Origin of the sequence: Nocardia sp. NPDC047038, from assembly GCF_040644075.1 — a bacterium.
Classification (GTDB): domain Bacteria; phylum Actinomycetota; class Actinomycetes; order Mycobacteriales; family Mycobacteriaceae; genus Nocardia; species Nocardia sichangensis.
Map to the genome: position 1 here is coordinate 59,357 of NZ_JBEYVQ010000006.1, position 19,913 is coordinate 79,269.

Sequence of the window (19,913 nt, forward strand, 5' to 3'; positions counted from 1 at the left end):
GGAATCGCGCGGCGACGCGGGCGCGTGAGGATCGAGGAGTATCGATGAAGCTACTTCGCAGGGCCGGGCGGCGGCCCGACACCGACCCGGGCGCCGTGGCGCTGCACGCCCGCAACGTGCGCTTCGACTGGTCGGACACGCCGCTGCGCTGGATGCCCGCCGAACCCATCGCCTCGCATCTGATCAACTCGCTCAATCTCCTGCTGCCCGAAGGGGAGCGCATGTTCTGCGCCGCATATGCCGAGGCGCTGCCGTACGTGCGGGACGAGCGGCTGCGGGAGGCGATGCTCGGGTTCATCGGTCAGGAATCGATGCACGCCGAGACGCACGACAAGGTGTTGCACGAGGTGCTTGCCGCGCACGGCATCGATCCCGAGCCCTATCTGCGGCACGCCGAGTATCTGTTCCGCCGCACGCTCGGGCCGAGGGATGTCGAAGGCGTCGCCGAACGGCAGGTGATGGTGGAGCGGCTGGCCTTCATCGCGTGCCTGGAGCACTTCTTCGCCTACCTCGGCGACTGGGTGCTCAACGCGGATCTGGAGCGGTTCGGCGCCGACCCGCGCATGGCGGACCTGTTCCGCTGGCACGGGGCGGAGGAGGTCGAGCACCGGCACGTCGCGCACGACGTGGCCGTGTACTTCGGGGCCGGATACGTGCGGCGCGCGGCCCTCATGCTGCTGGTGTTCCCCATCTTCCTGACGTTGGTGGTGCGCGGCACCAAGTTCCTCGTCCACCAGGACCGCGACCTGCCCGATTACGGCTATCCGGGGCTGCTGATGCGGGTCTTCGGTGCGATGTGGCGCGGCGCGTTGCCCGGCGTCCCCTCGCTGCTGTGGAGTGCGTTGAGCACGTTCAGGCCCGGCTACAACCCGGAGACGGTCGGCTCCACCGCTCAGGCGGTGGCCTATCTGGCAAAGTCCCCGGCGGCGCGGGCGATCGCCTCGTGAGGTCGCCGGTTCCCGATCAATTGCCCGCAGACCTGTTCGGCAGACGCGAGCGCGACCGCACCGTGCGGGTGCTCGACGCGGTGGCCTCGGCTCGACTGCGCTGGACCGCTCTGATCAATCGGCGCGATCCGCGGCCGAAGACGGACGATCGGCGGCTCGCGCTGGTGGTCACCGAGCGGCGGATCGAGGCGCACGACCAAGACGTGGTGAGCCTGCGGCTGGCCGCCCCCGACGGGCGCGCGTTGCCGCCCTGGCGTCCCGGCGCGCATCTCGACCTCGAGCTGCCTTCCGGCCGTTTGCGGCAGTACTCGCTGTGCGGCGACCCCGCGGACGTCCGCGCCTACCGGGTGGCGGTGCGCCGGGTCCCCGAAGGCGGCGGTGGATCTGTCGAGGTGCACGACCGTCTTCCGGTGGGTTCGGCGATCGTGGTGCGCGGTCCGCGCAACGCCTTCCCGTTCGCCGTGCCCGGTCACGGATCGCCCGCCGCGCGTTTGCATTTCGTGGCGGGCGGCATCGGTGTCACGCCGATCCTGCCCATGGTCAGGTTGGCGCACCGGCTGGGTATCGAGTGGTCGATGGTGTACACGGGGCGCAGCCGGGATACCTTGCCCTTCCTCGACGAGTTGGCGGGATTCGGCGACCGCGTCGTGGTCCGCACCGACGACGAACACGGTCTCCCCGATGCGGGCGCCCTGCTGCACGGCGTCGGACCCGACACCGCCGTCTATTGCTGCGGTCCGGTGCCGATGATCACCGTCGTTGCCGATGCGGTGCGGGAAATCCCCCAGGTGGAACTGCATTTCGAGCGGTTCTCGCCACCGCCGATCGTGAACGGTAAGCCGTTCGAGATCGAATTCGCTTCCACGGGGGAGGTCGTCGAGGTCGCCGCGGACCGCACCGCGCTCGACGCCATCCTCGCTTCCCGGCCCGACCGCCCGTACTCGTGCAGACAAGGATTCTGCCGCACCTGCAAGGTCCGGGTAATGGCCGGCGAACCCGACCATCGCGACAGCGTGCTCACCGACGCCGAGCACGAGGCGGGCGCGATGCTCGTCTGCGTCTCGCGCGCCGACGGTGGCCGCCTCGTGCTCGATCTGTGATCCGACCCGCCATTCGGCTGAGGAGAAACTGATGACCACCACCGAAATCGCCGAAATCCCCGCGGTGGGACGCAGCGTGCGCAGCGGCGAATTCGACCTCGCCGTCTACGAATACGGTGACCCGGCCGCGGAAACCATTGTGCTGGTGCACGGTTGGCCGGACACCCATCACCTGTGGGACGCCGTTGTGCCGCGACTGGCTCGACGCTTCCACGTCGTCGCCTACGACACCCGCGGGCACGGACGCTCCACCCGCACCCGGCGCACCGCCGACTTCCGGCTCGACCGCCTGGCCGCGGACTTCTACGCGGTCGCCGACGCGGTCAGCCCCGATCGGCCCGTACATGTGCTCGCCCACGACTGGGGTTCGGTGCAGGTATGGGAAGCGGTGTGCGAGCCCGGCGCGGCGGCCCGGATCGCGTCGTTCACCTCCGTCTCGGGACCGAACCTGGACCACGTCGGCAAATGGATCCGCGACCGGCTGACGCGTCCGACACCGCGCAACGTGTGGCAGCCGTTCACCCAACTGCTGTCCTCGGCTTACACCTTCTTCTTCATGACCCCCGGGCTGCCGCGCGCCACCTTCGGACTGGTAGGGACCGGACGCCTCTGGCGGCGGGTCGTCGCGCTGATGAACGAGACCGAGCCGTCGAACGTGCGTCTCGGCCCCACCTTTCGCGCCGACATCGTCGACGGCCTGCTGATCTACCGCGCGAACATCGTGCAGCGCATGCTCGCCCCACGCGAGCGGCGCACCGAGGTGCCGGTGCAGCTGATCGTCGCCGGACGCGACGTCGCCGTGCGACCCGCCGGATTCGACGACGAACACAAGTGGACCGAGCGGCTGTGGCGGCGGGACGTCCCCGCCGGGCACTGGATGCCGTTCTCTCATCCGGAGTTGCTGGCCACCGCGACAACCGAACTGATCGACACCCTCGGCGGCTCAGCGGCGCCCCGGACTCTGCGCCGCGCCGAGGTGGGGCGGTCCGCGCGGCCGTTCGATGATCAGCTTGTGGTCATCACCGGCGGTGGCAGCGGCATCGGGCGCGCGACCGCGCTCGCCCTGGCCCGTCGCGGCGCGGAGATCGTCGTCTCCGACATCGATCCGGCGGCGGCGAAGGAGACCGCCGAGCTGATCGCCGCCGAACACGGTGTGGCGCACGCCTATCCGCTCGACGTCGCCGATGAAGGCGCGATGCGCGCGCACGCCGAGGCGGTGCTGGCGACCCACGGCGTCCCGGACATCCTGATCAACAACGCGGGGATCGGTCAGGCCGGTGGATTCTTCGAGACGTCGGCGGAGGAATTCGACCGGGTACTGCGGATCAACCTAGGCGGGGTGGTGAACGGCTGCCGCGCGTTCGGTCCGGCCATGGCCGAGCGCGGTCTCGGTGGACACATCGTGAACCTGTCGAGCATGGCGGCCTACAGTCCGCAGCAGGGGTTCAGCGCCTACGCCACCAGCAAGTCGGCGGTGTTCATGTTCTCCGACTGCTTGCGAGCGGAAGTCGCCGGTCGCGGCATCTCGGTGCACACCATCTGCCCCGGCATCGTGCACACCGACATCGTGCGGCGCACTCGGTTCTCCGGCGTCAGCGCGGAGGAGGAGAAGCGCAAGCAGGAGCGTTACGACAACCTGTACCGGATGCGGCGCTACGGGCCGGAGAAGGTGGCCGAGCGGATCGTGCGCGCGGTGCAGCGGGATCGCGGCATCGTGCCGGTGACGCCGGAAGCCCACTTGCAGTACCACTTCGGCCGGTTCGCGCCCGGCGTCGTCCGATTCCTGGCGGCGCGGGTGAAGCTGACCTGAGATCAGGAGGCGAGAGTGCGGGCCAGCTCCGCCTCGACGGCCACGACCCGATCGGCGTCGATGCCCCACGGGTGCTCGACACCGACCCGCCGGTCCAGATCCCACAGCACGCATTCCTCGCCGGGAGCCGCCACGAACGACCACGCGACCACGGTGCGGCCGAGCTGTTCGTCCATGGATCCGTGCGCGGGGTTCGCCGGCCCGGCGCCTTCCGGGAAGTGGTGCAGGAAGCGGCCGTAGGCCCTCGCGCAGAAATCGGCGTAGCGCGTGGTGCACAGGATGAATCCGTGCCATGCCTCGTCGACCGCGTGTGACGGCATGCCGATCACCTGGTTGTCACGCATGGCCGCGCCGCAGCACAGCAGCCACTGGCGCAATCCCTTGTCCACCAATTCCCGTGGCTGCCAAGGGCAGGTCTTGTAGACTGCCTCGGGCAGTTCCAGCGCGTCGACGGCGGCGCGTACGGTCGCCAGGTCGACCTCGCGCACCGGGTTTCGACGGAACCTGAAGTTCACCACAGTTCACTGTACGTGCGCGCCGATGTGCCGCTACCGTTCTGACATGAGCGCACTCATCTTTCTGATCATCCTGTTGATGGTGCTGCTCCTCGTGGCGGCTCCGATCATCGCCGTAGTCGCCATCATCCGTTCGCAGCGCAACCGCTATCAGCCGCCGCCGTACGGTGCGTGGCGCGGTGGGCCCCGAAGCGGCGGATATTACGAGGGGGGTTCCACAGATCCGTTCTGGGCGGCCGGCGGAGCCGGTCTGATCGGCGGGTCCGACCAGCCGAGCGGCTGTGGCGGCGGGCATCAGCACCACCACGGCCATCATCACCACGGCAGCAGTTGCGGCGGGGGAAGCGGTTGCGGCGGCGGGAGTAGTTCCAGCTGCGGCGGCGGGAGCAGTTCCAGCTGTGGCGGCGGCAGTAGTTCCAGTTGCGGCGGTGGCAGCAGTTCCAGCTGTGGTGGTGGCAGCAGCTCCAGCTGCGGCGGCGGTTCCTGACGCACCATTTGACCTCAACACGACTTCAGGTTCCATGCTGATCTTCGTCCGAAGACGGCAAGGAACGACGAAGGGTGTGTGACATGCGGGCTGTGCAAGCCGGTGAGTTCGGTGGACCGGAAGTGCTTGTGGTTCGGGAGCTGCCGGATCCGGTGGCGGGACCAGGGGAGGTGGTCGTCGACGTGGCCGCCGCGGATGTGATGTTCCTGGACACCAGGCTGCGGAGCGGTTGGGGAACCGACTTCTTCGCGATCGAGTTGCCCTATGTGCCCGGCGGCGCGGTCGCCGGGGTGGTGGCGACGGTCGGTTCCGGCGTCGATTCGTCCTGGATCGGCAAGCGGGTGTCGACGCCCACCGCGGCCAGCGGCATCGGCGGCGGCCTGCCGATCGGCGGATATGCCGAGAAAGCGCTGGCCAAGGCGGATACGCTGACTGCCTTGCCGGAGGGGCTGACCGCGACGCAGGCCGTCGCGCTGGCCCACGACGGCAGAACGGCGTTCGCGGTGTTCGACCATGCCGCCGTCCAGCCGGGGGAATGGGTCCTGATCACCGCCGCGGCCGGTGGGCTGGGTGTGCTGCTGATCCAGCTCGCCCGCGCGGCGGGCGCGAACGTCGTCGCCGCCGCACGTGGCGCCGCCAAGCTGGAACTCGCCGAGCGGCTCGGCGCGACCGCGGTGGTCGACTACTCCGCGCCCGACTGGGCGGCGAAGGCGCGCGCCGCGACCGAGGGGGCGGGCGCGCACGTAGTGTTCGACGGCGCGGGCGGCGCGCTCGGCGAGGCTGCGCTCACGGTCGCCGCGGACGGCGGGCGTTTTTTCGGATACGGAGCCGCCGCAGGCCAATTCGCCGTACTGAACCAGGAAACCGCCGCGGCGCGCGGCATCAGCGTCTACGGGCTGTTCGACATCACCGGCGCGGACATCGATTGGCAGGCGATCGCCCGGCGCGCTCAGGAGGAGGTCGTCGCGGGACGCCTCGAGGTCGTCATCGGTCAGACCTTCCTGCTCGATCAGGCCGACCGGGCGCATGCCGCCATCGAGTCGAGGGCGGCGCTGGGGCGCACTTTGTTAACAGTGTGAACAAAGCGGCGAACTGGACAATCGACGTAGTGCGCTGCTCCGGCGACGGCGCTAGGGTGCCGGGGTGGAAACTGTGCTCGTCGTCGCAATCGTCATCGTGGTCCTCGGCTTCGTGGTAGCTGTCGTCCAGTTCGCCAGCAGGCCGCCGAAGGAAGTCGAGCCATGGGACGACCATGACGACGCCGAGGACTACGAGGACGACTGGGACGAGGACTACCGCGAGGGCTGACCCCGCTACACCGGGGTCAGCACCACGACCGCGATAGGCCGCTTCGTCAGCTTCTGATAGGCGCTGTAGCGACCCTTGTTCACCTCGTCGACGAGCGCCCACCGCCGCGCGTACTCGGGATCATCCGGCAGCGTCGCCCGGGCCCGCACCGTCAGTTTCCGCCGTCCGACCTGGATTTCGCACTCAGGTCGGGCCTTCACGTTCGCCAGCCATCCTGGCGGCCGCGGCGATCCGCCGTTGGACGCCGTCACCAGATAGTCCGCACCGTCGCGCGCGTACGTCAGCGCAGAGGTTCGTTCCTTGCCGGACTTGCGTCCCACCGTCCGCAGCAGCAGCGTCGGATTCCCCAGCAGCAGCCGATGCCCCGCCAGCCCACCGCTGTTCTCGTACACCCACTGATGCGCCTTCAGCACCTTCGTGAACAGACCGGCCATACCTGACCCTCCAGTAAGTTTCCGACCCACCCACCCTAGGTCATCCCAGCCGACTGGTCCGCACCCCACCGGACCCGGTAGCATCCCCAACGCTCGCGGTTTCGCGGCACGGGGCGGTAGCTCAGTCGGTTAGAGCCGTGGACTCATAATCCATTGGTCGCGGGTTCGAGCCCCGCCCGCCCCACAAACCCCCCCTCTGATCTGCGGAAACGTCGAATTCGGCAGCCGAGTTGATCCAGAACGGCGCTGCGACAGCAATGGATTTCGTCTCATCGAGTACCGTGCGGCCGAAGGGCTCATGGATGCGAATCCGCTCTGCAGATGGGCGTGTGTCGCCTCGCGCACCGCTTCGGAATGGCGTCCGAGCAGTGCAAGAACCCGCCGCGCTGCACGGTGCCGAACCCGGGAGTCCACCAGTACATCGCCTCGGGTGGTTCGACGCCGTCCGCCGCTTCCGTCGCGACGTCGGCGGCGGCCATGGCGCGTTGTGCCTCGCGTGTTTCTCCGCGCGCGGCCAGTAATTCGGCCCGCCGCATCTGTGCGTAGGCGACGAGCATGGGATGCGCATCTCGCACGCCGAGTGCGGCGTCCGATAGGGCGACGACCTCGCCGTAATCCCCGGTCGCGATCCAGGTGACTTAACCGGAGAATCCCAGGCTGTGCACAAGGCGGTCCGGGTCACGGGAGTCTGCCGCCAGACCTACCGCCGTGGCCAGGCTGCGCCGGGTGGCGGTGTCGGCTCCGACCGCGTGCTCCAGCCAACCTCGATATTGCGTTACGTCGGACGCGAGCGCAGCCGCATCGGCTCGTGCCGTGCGCGCTTCACGGGCGAAGGTTTTCGACCATGGTGTACATCCCGCGCAGCGAGATTCCCGCCGCCTCCCTGGCGGCGCGCAACAGCACCCCAGGTTCCACAACTCCAGCCTAGCCCGGGTGTGGACGCCTGATGACGGCGAAATCGTCGGCCCGAGAACCCAGCTCACTCAACTTCGATACACCCCGCCATTGGGTCGACGGTGCTCCTCGGCGGCGGGAACTCACCAACGCCAAGGGGACGAGACGCGGTGACGCTGGATCGGGCGATGGCTATCGTCGACGTCGAATGTGCCTCGCCACGGGCCTCATTCGGCCGCTGGCCCGCTTTCGGCGGGGTGCTCCGGTGAGCGCGGCTCGGATCGGACTCTCGTTCGTGATCGGCCTACCCCTCGCGGTGGTCGTCGCAATGATCGTGTGGCCGTCCGACTACGACGAATGAGAGAAGGACGCGGTATGAGGCTCACGCTACGCGGAAGAGCCGAATCCGGGAGGGCGTATCCCGTGCGCCGCGAGTTCGGAGGTTGAGTGATCCGGCCCGATCGTGGCCGGCGTCGGCATCGGTGGGTCACTCCGCCGATTCACGTTACGTGGTCCGTCCCGGCTGACGACGTAGAAGCCGCGACGGATTGGCCGCTGGAACGCATGGGCATGTGATCAGGTAGAGACAGCGCAAAACCCCTCAGATTCGACGCTGAGGGGTTCAGTGACTTGCGGTCAGGCGGCGCAGACGCGGTTGAGATTGTCGGTGTAGGGGTCGAGGTCGGTGACGTTGGCATCTACCAGTGCGTCGGCGTAGGCGGTGATGACGTCCTTCTCCGCGCCCTGGGCGAAAAGGGCCAGGCCGCTCAGTCGGTCGGACAGTGCTGTCGCCGTCGCCGTGTCCATGGTGCCGCCGCTCGTGTCGATCGCGAGGTTGATCAGCTCGATGGCCCTGGCGCAGAAGGGGGACTGGGCTTGCGCGGGTGCGGCGGGCAGGAAGAGTAGAGCGGCGGCGGCCGCAGCGAGCGCAGCGGCGAAGGGCTTGGTCATGATTTTCCTCTCAGAACGTTGGGCTGATCGTAACCAGGCGGGAGAGCCCCTATTTCTGGTGGCTCGGTAGGTATCCGGACGCGGGTGGACACGTCGATTCGACGAAGCTAGTGTGTCGCAGCCGGGTGTGGGGCAGATGCTATTGCTCGCCGAGCTTCGCATCACCGAGTAATTCGATCAGTTCCTGCACCGCCGCTTCGACATCGGACTCGGTGTTGCCGGGAAGCCTGCGGTACTGGATCCCTGTGAGGAACTCGGGTAGCTCCACATGCTGAAGTCGGACGGGCAGTAGTATCGCGCGGCCTTCGATGCTGGCCTGGTACAAGCGTTGGGCCTCGGTTACGCAATACGGGCTGGCGACGTAGCTGGGCGAGAGCAGCAGGACGCCGACCGCTGTCTTCGCCAAGCTGTCCATGAGTTCGTCCAGCCAGTTCTGGCCGGTGCGTATGGATCCGGTCTTCCGATAGTCGAAGACTTCCTGGAACCTGGCATGCAGGGCCCGGCTGAACAGGTCCGCCGTTTCTCTGTCCTCGTTGGCGTAGCTGAGAAATACGACTTCTTTGCGAAGCGCGGCCGTGGTGAAATATCGGCCGGCCTGATCGGCGTCGTGGAAAAGCCGGGGCTGATGCCCGATCACATTGAGGGTTTCCTCGAAAGAGCTTCCGAGGTCGTCGCGATCCTGCCAGGACAACACCCGCCTACTGTGGCGCGGCTGGACATCCTCGAACAACGCTCCGGAGAGTTGGTCGGGCACTCTATCGGCAGGCGTGTGCAACAGGGGCAGCGTAGGCACGCCGTGCCCTGCGGCAAAGCTCGCCGCGATATATGCCGCCGGGTCGTCGAGTGCGACTACCAGCCAATCCAGTTCGCGCAGCCGGCTGACGAACGTCAAATCGAGTCGAGGCGGCCAGGCCAGGTTCACCGGCTGCCACACCGCTTCCTCGAGGCTGCTTTCCAACACATCGCCGATCTCCGCCCTGGTGCTCCGGTTCAGCAGCAGGCCTACTTCTCTTCGGCGGTACGAGCGTGTTCCGGCGCGTGCGGAGATATGCGCCCGCAAACCGTTGGCGAAAGTCTCGAATGCTTTGGTGACGCGCGCGATCAGCGGCGAATAGCGTTCGTCGGTGATCTCCTGCGGGTCGTACTCAAGGACTCGTATCTCCGGAGGGCACCGGAACAGGGCGCCGTACCGGTGGTCGCAGAAAACGATGCTGGGATACCGCAGGCGTGCGGCGATGCTCAACTCGAGCAGGAAGTACCGCGCTTCGTGCTGGAGCGTGCGCAGATCCCACGCCGTCTGCGCGTCTCCTGGTAGCGGGTATATGCCCACGAACCCGTCCGCGTCTCGCATCATCCGTTCCAGCCGTGTCGGGCTGGTGAAGGTCAGCCCTTCGTCCACGCGGAAGGCGACCGGTTGCACCTTCCGGATGATTCGCCAGAAGAACAGGTTGACATCGGGTGATCGGTACCGGTGACTGAGAAAGACGTTCGGCCTGCTGGAAGAGTCTGTCTCAGTGGCCATTCTGATCCGCCTGCGGCTCGGGAAGGACCGAACGCAGGCCGGATGTGTCGACGACCTGCTGTTGGCGGATCTTGGCGTACACGGCGTCGAAGGTGTAGCCCGCGATGAAACCGACGGACAGCACGAAGAACAGGAGCCGTCGCGCGCCGGGGCCCGTCAACAGATCGGGCGAGGTCGCCAGTTGTGCCGAGATGAACAAGAGGACCGCGATCGCACCCGCCGACATCCCCAATACCGAACTTCGCGCCCAGTCCTCCCTGCGGTCGACGGCAGTGCGGATTATCGCCCCTGACGTCGCCGCCAGCAGGGAGCCCGCGATCAGCCCGACCAGGGTGAGCGATGCGTTGCTGTCCACCGCGTAAACCAGCGGGATCATCGCGAATCCGCCGATCAGCAAGAGCGCGCCGAAGAGCAGCCCGATTCCGGACTTGTACTTGGCATGCCGCTCGGCGCGCGACCGCATCGTCTCCGCTGATTGTTTGCGTTCCTGCTGAGTGCGCAGGATCGCGACGACATTCTCGGCGGCGCCGGCGTTCCACTCGCCGCCCAGGATCGAAAGCTCTTCCGGCGTGACGAGATTGCCGGTGCGTCCCATCGATACCCATGCCTTACGCGCGGCACCACCGAAAGCGGCGACGGGCGCGAGGGGAATATCGAACGCCATCGCCACCATCGCGGTGATCAATGTGGTGCGGCCGCCACCGATGAGTACGACACCATCGGCTTCACGCAGCGAACGGTAATAAGAGACTTCCCAGTCGTCTTGCGCTTCATGACGAATTTCGAAGCTGCCGGACTTATGTGGTGGATGCGGGAAACTGGTTTCGGAGGATCCGTACGGTGGCCGGACATGGATGGAACCGGCTCTGCACGGCTCGACGGAAAGGTATCCGGCTACCACGTCGCGTTCGACGAATCGCGGCGCGCTGGAATAGACGAAGAGGTCATAGCCTGCCCTTGCCAGTTCGGCGCCGACCTCCCGCGCGGCTCGGGCGCCGTTGTCCTCGGTCCACGACGGACGGTCCTCCACCCCGCAAGGGCGTATCCCGCCGACGATCGCGATTGTGCGGCGCTCGCCGATCGAGCCGTTTGTGCCTGACTGCACCGAACATCCCCTCGTTGATCAGGTAACAGTAGGTTGGATAGTAGCGACCGGGCGGCCGTCCGCGCCGAAAATCGTTGTGCCGTAGACCCGGTTCAGCGAGATTCTCGCCGCCTCAACGGCATCCGGCCTGCCCTGGGCGCGGTCGCCTGCTCCCGACCGCGGAAGACCGGGAACCGCAGGTGATCCGGCGGGACAAGGGAAACGCCTCTGTTTCGACGCTGAGGTCTTCCCGGCGTGGCCGGTTCGGTGCTGCCGACCGGGCAATTCGAACCTGTCTTTCGCGGGCATCGGGCCGGCGAAGTCGACTCGCCGACGAGATTTCGGCCATTGACGCGGGCGCGGTGCGCGAACCCGTGCTCGCCTCGGGTTTCACCCCGAGGGGTGAGTCTTTCCGACCCGTAGGACGATGATCTTGCGAGCTTCCTGAGAGAAGAGTTAGAGGGGTCATAAGAGGGAGCCTTCAACGGGCGAAGGCATCCCAACCGTCAGTTGAAGGAAGCACAATGACCAAAAACAAGATTATCGCAGCCGCAGCTGCGGCAGCCTGTGTGCCAATGATCGCTTTCGGTTCGGGTGTTGCTACCGGGTCCCCGGACGTAGCGCCTGTGCCTGCCCCTCCGGCCGCCGTAGATGTCTCCCAGCACGGGCAAGTTCAGACCGATGACGCCGTTTTGTTCTTTGCTCCGTTCTTCTGGCCGGTCTGCTTCATCCCGCCGCTGCTCTTCGTCTTCCCGATCTGCATCGCATGATCTGCTGGACGGCATCGCTGAGCAAACGACGAACGCCGCGCGTCACGCACCCTCGCCAGATCGTGGCGTGACCGTCGGCGTTTCGTCACCTAGGAGGCGCACTCGACCAGGCTCGATCCCGCAAGATTGGTGACGACGTCTGGATGCCTGGTCTTCGAGTTCTTCAAGTAAACAGCAGTACTGTTCGCGCGGCATGGGGGGACGATTTTCCCCTTCTACCGATTGGATTCGGCATGTTCGAGAAACTTGCGGGAACAGCTGCTGCGCTCGCGGCATGCGCAACGCTGATCGGGGCGCACGCGGGCATGGCGCGCGCCGCCGCTCCGGTCGTGCTGGGCGGCGGCTCCGGCATCGCCGTCAACGATCAGGGCATCTGTACGCTCACCACGATCGGGCACGACGGCGCGGGCCGGTTGGTCGGATTCACCGCGGCTCATTGCGGTGGTGCGGGTACCACCGTCGCCGCGGCGGCCGATCGCGACGCCGGCGTTGTCGGCACCATCGCCCAGGCCAACAACGACATGGACTACGCCGTCATCGTGTTCGAACCGGACAAAGTCGTACCGGTGAGCCGCGTCGGCAACACGACGATCGCCCAGGTGGGCGGTCCGGCGCAGTTCCCGGATATCGCGTGCAAGGAAGGCTATAGCACCGGCCACACCTGCGGACTGACCTACGGAGACGTGCTGGAGTCCGGGTGGACCTGGACGCAGATATGTGTCGTCCCTGGTGACTCCGGCGGGCCGGTCGTAGTCGGAACGACACTCGTCAGCATGGTGAACGCATACGTGACGGTGCCCTGCCTCGGACCTCAGCTCGGGACGAAGATGACTGCCATCATCGACGACGTCGACGCGCGCGGTGGTCCCGGAGCCGGCTTCCGCCCGATCTAGCCGGCCTACCGACCGAGTGGGGACCGCCGACATCCCCGCCCGCCGCCGGATCCGCCCGGTCCCGCGCTCGGGACGAATACGGAATTCGCGGACACCGACCGTCATCGGAGACGGCCGCGGTAGTCGAGGCAGGCGCGCCCGTCGGTGGGCGGGGTCGCGGGTGGGGTCGCGGCCGTGATGGCCTCGGTGTAAGCGCGCAAACCCTCGGCCAGCCTGCCCGCCATGTTCTCCAGCTGCTCGGGTCGCAGATGCTTGCCGAACGCGGCCGCATCCAGCAGCTGCCTGCGCACCTGGTCGATCTGCGTTCCAGCGAAGGGGATGGGCTCGTGGTCCGGCATACTCCGGCACCTTACCTCGAGTCGAACGTATGTTCCCATCGGTCTGGCTGGGTGTCCTTGATGTAGTCGACACCAGAACATTTATCCAAGCCGTTTGGGCTTCATCTACAGTTCCGACTTCGGTGATCGGCTGCCAACTGCGGCTCGGGCACGCATCGCCGTCCCCTCCGAGTTAGCGCCGCGCCAGCCATCTCGGGATTCGCCGATCAGGCCCGGTCGACGGGTCCGTACCGGGCCGCAACGACATGGTGAACCCGCGGTCCACCGACATCGACGCCATGCCATGGTGCCGCGTAGTCAGCGGTGGGGGTGACCTTTTACTCGGCTACCGTCCGGCGAGCTCGGCGACGACCGGAGCGAACCGGTCGGCGAGGTCGGCGCCGAAGACGAAGTAGGAGAAGCCGATCTCCTCCCGTCGTCGCTGGATTTCCTCGGCGGCGGCCGCCGGATCATCCGGAAGTACGGCCAGTGCGTCCGCCGCGCGAAGCGCGGCAGGGTCGGTGTCGGGTGGCGCCATGTGCGGCGCGACAGTGTCGCCGATGACCGGCACGGCGAGCGCGAGCTCGACGTTCCCGATGGTGCGGAAGTCGCGTGCCAGCCGCTCGACCTCACCCCGAGGCTGAGCCCCCAGCGCGAACGTGACCGTGTCCGCGACCTCCGCCGCCAACGACCGGGCCTGTGGACCCAGTACGGCCATCGCCACGGGCGTGTGCAGGTCGGGGCCGTCGAGTTCGCGCAGCGTTTCGACGGTCTCACGTACCTGCGCCAGCCGCTCGTTCGGTGGCACGACGGGCAGTCCCTTGTCGCGGAGTTCGTCCTCGATTCCCGGTCTGCCGGTGCCGATGCCCATCTCGAAGCGTCCGTCGGTGAGTAGCGACAGCGAGTGCGCTTCCCACGCTGTCAGCCAAGGCGGGCGTAGCGGAGAGGCGTACACCCAGGTGCCAACGCGCAGGTCGGTCAGGGCCGCGGCGGTGGCCAGCATGGGGCCGGGCGCCGGTTGCGTCTGCGGGAAGTCGGGCACCAGCAGCGTCGAGTAGCCGCTGTCGGCGATGCGGCGCACGCGATCTCGCCACGTCGGCAGGTCGGTCCTGAGCGGGGCGACGACCCCGAATCGAAACGGTCTCGTCATGCCTGACTTCCTCTCGGAGAGCGTTTTACCTGACCTGGGCGGGTATTGCCCGGTCCACGATCGTCCGCACCAGTTCGGCGGCCCGCTGCTCGTCGAAAATGCCGGGCAGGGTGAGTCGTTCGAGGATGAGCCAGTTCAGGGCGAGGTAGAGCAGCACCACGGCGTCCTCGTCGCCGGGCAGCTCCGACTCCCGATAGTTGCTGATATTGAAGTCGAGATCCGCGCGTACCCGCTCGGTGAGCAGCGCCTGCAGTTCGGGCCGCCGGGTGGCCTCCAGTCGCAGTTCGAGGATCGCGAGATAGCCGGTGCGGAAATGGGAGACCCGGTCGACCACCTCGGTCATGAGTTCGGTCATGGACTCGCGGGTCTGCGGTCCGCGGGATTTCGCCATGGCGGCGTCGCTGGGGATCAGCCGCTCGTAATAGCGGTGTCCGACCTGGACGAGCAGTGCGTCCCGGTTGGGGAAGTAATTGGAGGCGGTTCCGGCGGGCACTCCCGCCTCCTGATCGACCGCCCTGAAGGTCAGGCCACGTGCCCCTTCGCGGGCCAGGACCTCGATTGACGCATCCAGCAGGGCCTGCCTGCGTTCCGGATTCGTGCGCACCACTTGACACCACTCCATCTGTAGTACTACGGTTCAAATCACTTCGCACAGAGTACTACAGTTGAGGCGGTTAAGATGCGAAAGCTTGTCTATTACGTGGCGGTCTCCCTCGACGGCTACATCGCGGGGCCGCAGGGGGAATTCGACTTCTATCCGATGTGTGAGGACATGACGGCGTGGATCAACGAGCGCTACCCGGAGACGGTGCCGACGCCTCTGCGCGAGTCCGTCGGCATGCCCCTCGACACGCCGAACAAGACCCTGGACACCCTGGTCATGGGTCGCGGCACCTACGAACCGGGCCTCGCCATCGGCTGCACCAGCCCGTACAACCACTTGAGGCAGTACGTCTTCTCGACCACCCTCGCGCCGGTGGACAACCCGCAGGTGGAGGTCGTCGACGCCGATCCGGTCGAGCTGGTCCGGCAACTGAAGAAGGAAGCGGGCCTGGATATTTGGCTCTGCGGCGGCGGCAATCTGGCCGGACAGCTCCTCGGCGAGGTCGACCAGCTGATCATCAAGAGCTACCCCGTGATCGCGGGCGACGGCGTCAGGGCATTCACGGGCAATTTCGAGCCGACGCGATTCAAGGTCACCCAGCGCCAAGAGTTCAGCACCGGCGCGCAGGTCACCTGGTTCGACCGCGCCTGATCCGGCGCCGAACCCGCCGGAGTTCCGGCATCCCGTGGCTTCACACGAGCATTCGAAAAGGCGGTACCCATATGCGAAAGCAACGCAGCACCTTCCCGACCAAGACCGACCAGCAGCGCTTCGTGACTCGCCCCGTGCCTCCGCGCACGGTCACCAATTCCAAGGGCGGGTGGCCCCGGCACGGCAGGTACGGGGCGCGGTAGCGCCCGATCGGCGACCTGGGCTGTCCGAAATCGTTTGCCGCGGCCGGAATCGGCCGGGATGGGAGTAGCAATGCATACCGACGTGATCATCGTGGGCGCGGGCCCGACCGGCCTGATGCTGGCCGCCGAGCTGCGCTCGGCCGGAGTGCGGCCGCTGGTGCTGGAGCGGCAGTCGCAGCCGCGGGACACCCCGAAGGCCGGTGGTCTCGGCGGGCAGATCCTGGAGTTGTTGCGCTACCGGGGCTTGCTGGATCGGTTCGAAGCGGCCTGCACCGATCCGATTCCGGCTCCCCGGTTCCCGTTCGGCGGTGTGCACGTGGACCTCACCCAGCTGGACGAGTCCCCGATGCATGCGCTGCCGCTGCCGCAACAGCAGCTGGAGCGATTACTCGGCGAATACATCGGCGAACTCGGCGTCGATATCCGTCGCGGACACCAGGTGCTCGATGTGCGGCAGGACGCCGACGCGGTCACCGCGGAGGTCAACGGGCCGGTCGGGCCGTACCGGGTGACCGCCCGCTATCTGGTGGGCTGCGACGGTGCGCGCAGCCGGGTTCGTGACCTGGCCGGCATTCCGTTCCCCGGCACCGTATATCCGGAGGTGAATCGGCTGGCCCAGATCACCGTGCCCGATTCGGTGACCCGGCTCGACAACGGCGACCTCGAGGTTCCCGGGTTCGACGCCATCCGTGCGGGTTTCACGCGGACGGATCGCGGTCTGTTCGGGATGGGTGTGTCACCCGCCTCGGAGGCGCTGTCCGTCTACACGATCGAGGACGAGACCGTCGAATACGACGATGACGTGCCGATGACCGTGGCAGAGTTGCGCGACAGCATCCGTCGCGTGCTGGGAGTGGATCTGCCTGTGGCGGAGACGTTCCGGCTGTCGCGATTCACCTTCAAGGCCCGCCACGCCGAACGCTATCGCGCGGGCCGGGTCCTGCTCGCCGGTGACGCGGCCCATCTGTTTCCCGCCACGGGCGTGGCACTCAACGCCGGAATGCTGGATGCGGTCAACCTGGCCTGGAAGCTGGCCGCCGAGGTCAACGGGTGGGCGCCGGCCGGCCTGCTGGACACCTATCACGAGGAACGCCATCTCGCCGGGGAGCGCACCATGCTGCACACCCGGGCACAGGTCGCGCTGCGGCGAGGGCACGACCCGGCCTCCGAAGCACTGCGGGCGGTCTTCCAGGAACTTCTCACCGACGAACAGCCCCTGCGGCGCATGGCGGCCCTCATCGCCGGCGCCGATATCCGCTATCGACTGCCCGATCCCAACAACCACATCTCGACCGGAACCTTCGCGCCCGACCTCACCCTGCACACCGACGACGGGACGACCAGCGTCGCCGAAGTCATGCACGCCGCACGGCCCGTCCTGCTCGACCTCGCCGACCGCGCGGACCTGCGTGATACCGCCCGAGACTGGCGGCACCGCATCGACATCCGCTCCGCCAAAGCCGAGAACCGCGAAGCCGATGCCCTCCTGATCCGCCCGGACGGCCACATCGCCTGGGCCGCGACCATCGACGAACCCGCCGACACCGCCGAGCACGGCCTGCGAGCAGCGCTGTCGTTATGGTTCGGCACACCCGCGGAAACGACGATCCCGACCAGCGATTGACGACGGCAGGTCGTCACCACCGATGGAGCGCTGCCGCTTCCGAACCTCCGTCGGCGAAGACGATCTGCACGTGCACGGACATCTGCTCGTCGGATGCGGCGCTGACCAGGCCGAATGCCGTGTCAGCGGACGTGTCAGGCCGGTGTCAGGGCGGTATCAGCGGGGCTCGCGACAGTATCCCTGTGAACAGTTCAGCGATTGCGGCTTCCGGGCTGCGAAAGACATACGGGGACAAGACGATCCTCGATGGTATCGACTTGGATATCGGTGCGGGCACGATCTTCTCTCTACTCGGCCCGAACGGGGCGGGTAAGACGACCACGGTGAACGTGCTGACCACGCTGTCGAAAGCCGATGGCGGCACGGCGCGGGTCGCCGGGCACGACATCGCGACCGATGCCGAGGCGGTGCGCGCGTCGATCGGGGTCACCGGTCAGTTCGCGGCGGTGGACGATCTGCTGACGGGGGAGGAGAACCTGCGGCTGATGGCGGATCTGCACCATCTGCGGGCACACGAGAGCAAGCGGGTGATCACCGAATTGCTCGAACGGTTCGATTTGGCGGAGTCGGCGCGAAAGCAGGCGTCGACCTATTCCGGGGGTATGCGCCGGAAATTGGATCTGGCGATGACGCTGGTCACCAAGCCGGACATCGTCTTCCTGGACGAGCCGACAACGGGATTGGATCCGCGCAGCCGGCGCACCATGTGGGAGATCGTCCGGGAATTGACGAACGACGGTGTGACGATCTTCCTGACCACTCAGTACCTCGAGGAAGCCGATCAGCTGGCCGACCGGATCGCGGTGCTCGACCAGGGCCGCATAGTCGGCGAAGGCACACCTGACGACCTCAAGCGCCGGGTGCCCGGCAGCCACATCCGGCTCCGATTCACCGACGTCACGCGGCTCGATGCGGCGGCGCGGATCCTGCCGGGGGCCACCCGCGACGACGAGGCCCTGACCCTGCGGGTCCCCGGCGACGGCGGGACGAAAGCACTGCGGGACCTGCTGAATCGGCTCGCCGAACACTCGGTCGACGCCGAGGAGGTCTCCGTCCACACCCCTGACCTCGACGATGTCTTCTTCGCCCTGACTGGTCACGCCACCAAGGAGGCTGTCGCACCATGAGCACCATTTCCGCGCCGCTGGCCGATTCGTCTATCATGCTGCGCCGCAACTTCAAGCACATCGCCCGGACTCCGGTCACGATCTTCAACGCGGCCCTGATGCCGGTCGTGATGATGCTGATCTTCGTGTACGTGTTCGGCAACGCGTTCGATGTCGGCGAACAGTACATCGACTACGCGACACCGGGCATGATCCTGCTGGCCATCAGCTACGGGTTGTCGGGCACCGCGGTATCGGTGAGCTCCGATATGGCGAAAGGCGTCATCAACAGGTTCAAGGTCATGAGCGTCTCTCGTGGCGCCGTACTGACCGGCCACGTCGCGGCCACCGTACTGACCAATGTGGTGGCCATCGCGGCCGTCATAGGTGTGGCCTTCGCGCTGGGGTTCCGGCCGCCCGCGACCGCACTCGACTGGCTGGGCGCGATCGGCATCATGGCGGCGACGTCGTTCGCGGCCGCCTGGCTCACGGTCGCACTGGGAATGGCCGCGAAGACTCCGGAGTCCGCGGGCATGACCGTGGTGCCGCTGATCATGCTGCCGTTCGTGAGCAGCGCGATCGTGCCCGCCGACCAGATGGGGCAGGGCATCCGGCAGTTCGCGCAATACCAACCTTTCACGCCGATCATCGAAGCGTTGCGCGGGTTTCTCGCCGGACACCCCTCAGGTGGCTACACGGCCGCCGCGCTCGCCTGGTGCGCCGGGTTCGCCGTCGTCGGATACCTCTGGTCGCGCGCCACTTTCAACAAGCGCGTGTAGTCGCGACCAGCCGCCCACTTCACACACCAACCAATTCACACACAGGAGACAGCCATGCCGACGTTCGAGACCCCGGAACCGATCGCCGTCACGATCGACGTGCTCTCCGGTGCGGTCACGGTGATCGCCTCGGACCGTATCGACACCGTCGTGGAGGTCCGTCCGGCCGACGCGTCCAAAAAGGGTGACGTGCGCGCCGCCGCGCAAACCCAGATCGAATTCACCGCAGGCACTTTGACCGTGCGAACGCCGAGAGACTGGCGGACCTACACCCCGTTCGGCGGCAATCCGTCGATCGAGCTGACCATCGAGGTACCCACCGGCTCCCAGCTGAAGGGCACCGCCGCGGTGGGCCGATTGCTGGGCGCAGGCGAACTCGGCGAATGCGACCTGGAGATATCCGCGGGCGACATCACCGTCGAGCGCCCGCGTGATTCGGTAACCGCGAAAACCGCCAAAGGCGACATCCGTATCGGTGAGGCGTCGCGCGGCGTGCTCCGGCTGGAAACGTCCATGGGCGAGCTCCAGGTCGGAATCAGCCCGAGCAGCGCGGTGCAGCTGGAAACCAACGCCCAGCACGGGACCGTGCGCAACCGGATGCGACCGGTCGACCGGTCGCAGGGCGAGGAGGACATCGTGCGGGTGTACGCGCGCAACTCCTACGGCAACATTGTCATCCAGCACGCCACGGCCGCCTGATACTGCGGTCCCGCCACCCCGTCCCGCGCACACTGTCCAACAGGTGTGCGACACCAGGTCGGTGT

Annotated in this window: 21 protein-coding genes and 1 tRNA gene; 13 read left to right on the plus strand and 9 right to left on the minus strand. The window is 67.0% G+C overall.

Annotation, left to right across the window (positions count from 1 at the left end; genetic code table 11):
• The first annotated feature begins 44 nt into the window (after window positions 1-44).
• The 3 genes from ABZ824_RS21490 to ABZ824_RS21500 are packed head-to-tail and all read left to right on the plus strand — an operon-like array spanning window position 45 to window position 3,857.
• On the plus strand, window positions 45-947 hold the full coding sequence (locus ABZ824_RS21490; RefSeq protein ID WP_356964958.1) for a metal-dependent hydrolase: 903 nt from the start codon (window positions 45-47) through the stop codon (window positions 945-947).
• Window positions 944-2,047: a PDR/VanB family oxidoreductase gene (locus ABZ824_RS21495; RefSeq protein WP_356964959.1), complete on the plus strand. Its 1,104-nt coding sequence runs from the start codon at window positions 944-946 to the stop codon at window positions 2,045-2,047. Before ABZ824_RS21490 ends, ABZ824_RS21495 begins: the two co-directional genes overlap by 4 nt.
• Window positions 2,048-2,078: 31 nt before the next feature.
• On the plus strand, window positions 2,079-3,857 hold the full coding sequence (locus ABZ824_RS21500; RefSeq protein ID WP_356964960.1) for an SDR family oxidoreductase: 1,779 nt from the start codon (window positions 2,079-2,081) through the stop codon (window positions 3,855-3,857).
• Window positions 3,858-3,859: 2 nt separating this feature from the next.
• On the opposite strand, the gene ABZ824_RS21505 is transcribed toward ABZ824_RS21500, so the two are convergent.
• Both ABZ824_RS21505 and ABZ824_RS21510 read right to left on the minus strand, forming a co-directional pair.
• Window positions 3,860-4,345, minus strand: a complete 486-nt coding sequence (locus ABZ824_RS21505; protein WP_355072974.1) for a hypothetical protein — start codon at window positions 4,343-4,345, stop codon at window positions 3,860-3,862.
• A gap of 342 nt (window positions 4,346-4,687) precedes the next feature.
• Window positions 4,688-4,867 (minus strand): hypothetical protein, encoded by a 180-nt coding sequence (locus tag ABZ824_RS21510; RefSeq protein ID WP_356964961.1) that lies wholly within the window; start codon window positions 4,865-4,867, stop codon window positions 4,688-4,690.
• Window positions 4,868-4,942: 75 nt separating this feature from the next.
• Here ABZ824_RS21510 and ABZ824_RS21515 point away from each other — a divergent pair, with 75 nt between their 5' ends.
• Both ABZ824_RS21515 and ABZ824_RS21520 read left to right on the plus strand, forming a co-directional pair.
• Entirely contained in the window at window positions 4,943-5,938 is a 996-nt protein-coding gene (locus tag ABZ824_RS21515; protein WP_356964962.1) for a zinc-binding dehydrogenase, read from the plus strand.
• A 64-nt stretch (window positions 5,939-6,002) separates the two neighbouring features.
• On the plus strand, window positions 6,003-6,167 hold the full coding sequence (locus tag ABZ824_RS21520) for a hypothetical protein (RefSeq protein WP_356964963.1): 165 nt from the start codon (window positions 6,003-6,005) through the stop codon (window positions 6,165-6,167).
• A 5-nt stretch (window positions 6,168-6,172) separates the two neighbouring features.
• Here ABZ824_RS21520 and ABZ824_RS21525 read toward each other — a convergent pair whose 3' ends face one another.
• Window positions 6,173-6,601 carry a nitroreductase/quinone reductase family protein gene (locus tag ABZ824_RS21525; protein WP_356964964.1) on the minus strand — a complete coding sequence of 143 codons (429 nt, stop codon included), beginning with the start codon at window positions 6,599-6,601 and terminating at the stop codon, window positions 6,173-6,175.
• A gap of 110 nt (window positions 6,602-6,711) precedes the next feature.
• Here ABZ824_RS21525 and ABZ824_RS21530 point away from each other — a divergent pair.
• Window positions 6,712-6,785, plus strand: a tRNA-Ile gene (locus ABZ824_RS21530).
• 1,346 nt (window positions 6,786-8,131) lie between these two features.
• Here the strand turns inward: ABZ824_RS21530 and ABZ824_RS21535 are convergent.
• From ABZ824_RS21535 to ABZ824_RS21545, 3 genes are all read right to left on the minus strand, one after another.
• On the minus strand, window positions 8,132-8,446 hold the full coding sequence (locus ABZ824_RS21535) for a hypothetical protein (RefSeq protein WP_356964966.1): 315 nt from the start codon (window positions 8,444-8,446) through the stop codon (window positions 8,132-8,134).
• Window positions 8,447-8,585: 139 nt separating this feature from the next.
• Window positions 8,586-9,968 (minus strand): TIR domain-containing protein, encoded by a 1,383-nt coding sequence (locus ABZ824_RS21540; protein ID WP_356964967.1) that lies wholly within the window; start codon window positions 9,966-9,968, stop codon window positions 8,586-8,588.
• Complete coding sequence (locus ABZ824_RS21545) at window positions 9,958-11,073, minus strand: hypothetical protein (protein WP_356964969.1); 1,116 nt, start codon at window positions 11,071-11,073, stop codon at window positions 9,958-9,960. The genes ABZ824_RS21540 and ABZ824_RS21545 overlap by 11 nt, the downstream gene beginning before the upstream one ends.
• Before the next feature lie 503 nt (window positions 11,074-11,576).
• On the opposite strand from ABZ824_RS21545, the gene ABZ824_RS21550 reads away from it, so the two are divergent.
• Together ABZ824_RS21550 and ABZ824_RS21555 are read left to right on the plus strand one after the other, a co-directional pair.
• On the plus strand, window positions 11,577-11,822 hold the full coding sequence (locus ABZ824_RS21550; protein WP_355072627.1) for a hypothetical protein: 246 nt from the start codon (window positions 11,577-11,579) through the stop codon (window positions 11,820-11,822).
• 233 nt (window positions 11,823-12,055) lie between these two features.
• On the plus strand, window positions 12,056-12,715 hold the full coding sequence (locus ABZ824_RS21555; protein ID WP_356964970.1) for a serine protease: 660 nt from the start codon (window positions 12,056-12,058) through the stop codon (window positions 12,713-12,715).
• Between the two features lie 101 nt (window positions 12,716-12,816).
• Here the strand turns inward: ABZ824_RS21555 and ABZ824_RS21560 are convergent, their stop codons facing one another.
• The 3 genes from ABZ824_RS21560 to ABZ824_RS21570 all read right to left on the minus strand — a co-directional run bounded on the left by ABZ824_RS21560 (window position 12,817) and on the right by ABZ824_RS21570 (window position 14,789).
• Window positions 12,817-13,053 (minus strand): DUF6374 family protein, encoded by a 237-nt coding sequence (locus ABZ824_RS21560; protein ID WP_356964971.1) that lies wholly within the window; start codon window positions 13,051-13,053, stop codon window positions 12,817-12,819.
• Window positions 13,054-13,378: 325 nt separating this feature from the next.
• On the minus strand, window positions 13,379-14,182 hold the full coding sequence (locus ABZ824_RS21565) for an LLM class flavin-dependent oxidoreductase (RefSeq protein ID WP_356964972.1): 804 nt from the start codon (window positions 14,180-14,182) through the stop codon (window positions 13,379-13,381).
• A gap of 25 nt (window positions 14,183-14,207) precedes the next feature.
• Entirely contained in the window at window positions 14,208-14,789 is a 582-nt protein-coding gene (locus tag ABZ824_RS21570) for a TetR family transcriptional regulator (RefSeq protein WP_356964973.1), read from the minus strand.
• A 72-nt stretch (window positions 14,790-14,861) separates the two neighbouring features.
• Here ABZ824_RS21570 and ABZ824_RS21575 point away from each other — a divergent pair, with 72 nt between their 5' ends.
• The 5 genes from ABZ824_RS21575 to ABZ824_RS21595 all read left to right on the plus strand — a co-directional run bounded on the left by ABZ824_RS21575 (window position 14,862) and on the right by ABZ824_RS21595 (window position 19,848).
• Complete coding sequence (locus ABZ824_RS21575) at window positions 14,862-15,437, plus strand: dihydrofolate reductase family protein (RefSeq protein ID WP_356964974.1); 576 nt, start codon at window positions 14,862-14,864, stop codon at window positions 15,435-15,437.
• A 273-nt stretch (window positions 15,438-15,710) separates the two neighbouring features.
• A complete protein-coding gene (locus ABZ824_RS21580; protein WP_356964975.1) occupies window positions 15,711-17,264 on the plus strand; it encodes an FAD-dependent monooxygenase in 1,554 nt (517 codons plus the stop codon).
• A 182-nt stretch (window positions 17,265-17,446) separates the two neighbouring features.
• Window positions 17,447-18,391 carry an ATP-binding cassette domain-containing protein gene (locus ABZ824_RS21585; RefSeq protein ID WP_356964976.1) on the plus strand — a complete coding sequence of 315 codons (945 nt, stop codon included), beginning with the start codon at window positions 17,447-17,449 and terminating at the stop codon, window positions 18,389-18,391.
• Window positions 18,388-19,149, plus strand: a complete 762-nt coding sequence (locus tag ABZ824_RS21590; RefSeq protein ID WP_356964977.1) for an ABC transporter permease — start codon at window positions 18,388-18,390, stop codon at window positions 19,147-19,149. The genes ABZ824_RS21585 and ABZ824_RS21590 overlap by 4 nt, the downstream gene beginning before the upstream one ends.
• A gap of 54 nt (window positions 19,150-19,203) precedes the next feature.
• Window positions 19,204-19,848 carry a DUF4097 family beta strand repeat-containing protein gene (locus ABZ824_RS21595; protein WP_356964979.1) on the plus strand — a complete coding sequence of 215 codons (645 nt, stop codon included), beginning with the start codon at window positions 19,204-19,206 and terminating at the stop codon, window positions 19,846-19,848.
• The last annotated feature ends 65 nt before the right edge of the window (window positions 19,849-19,913 follow it).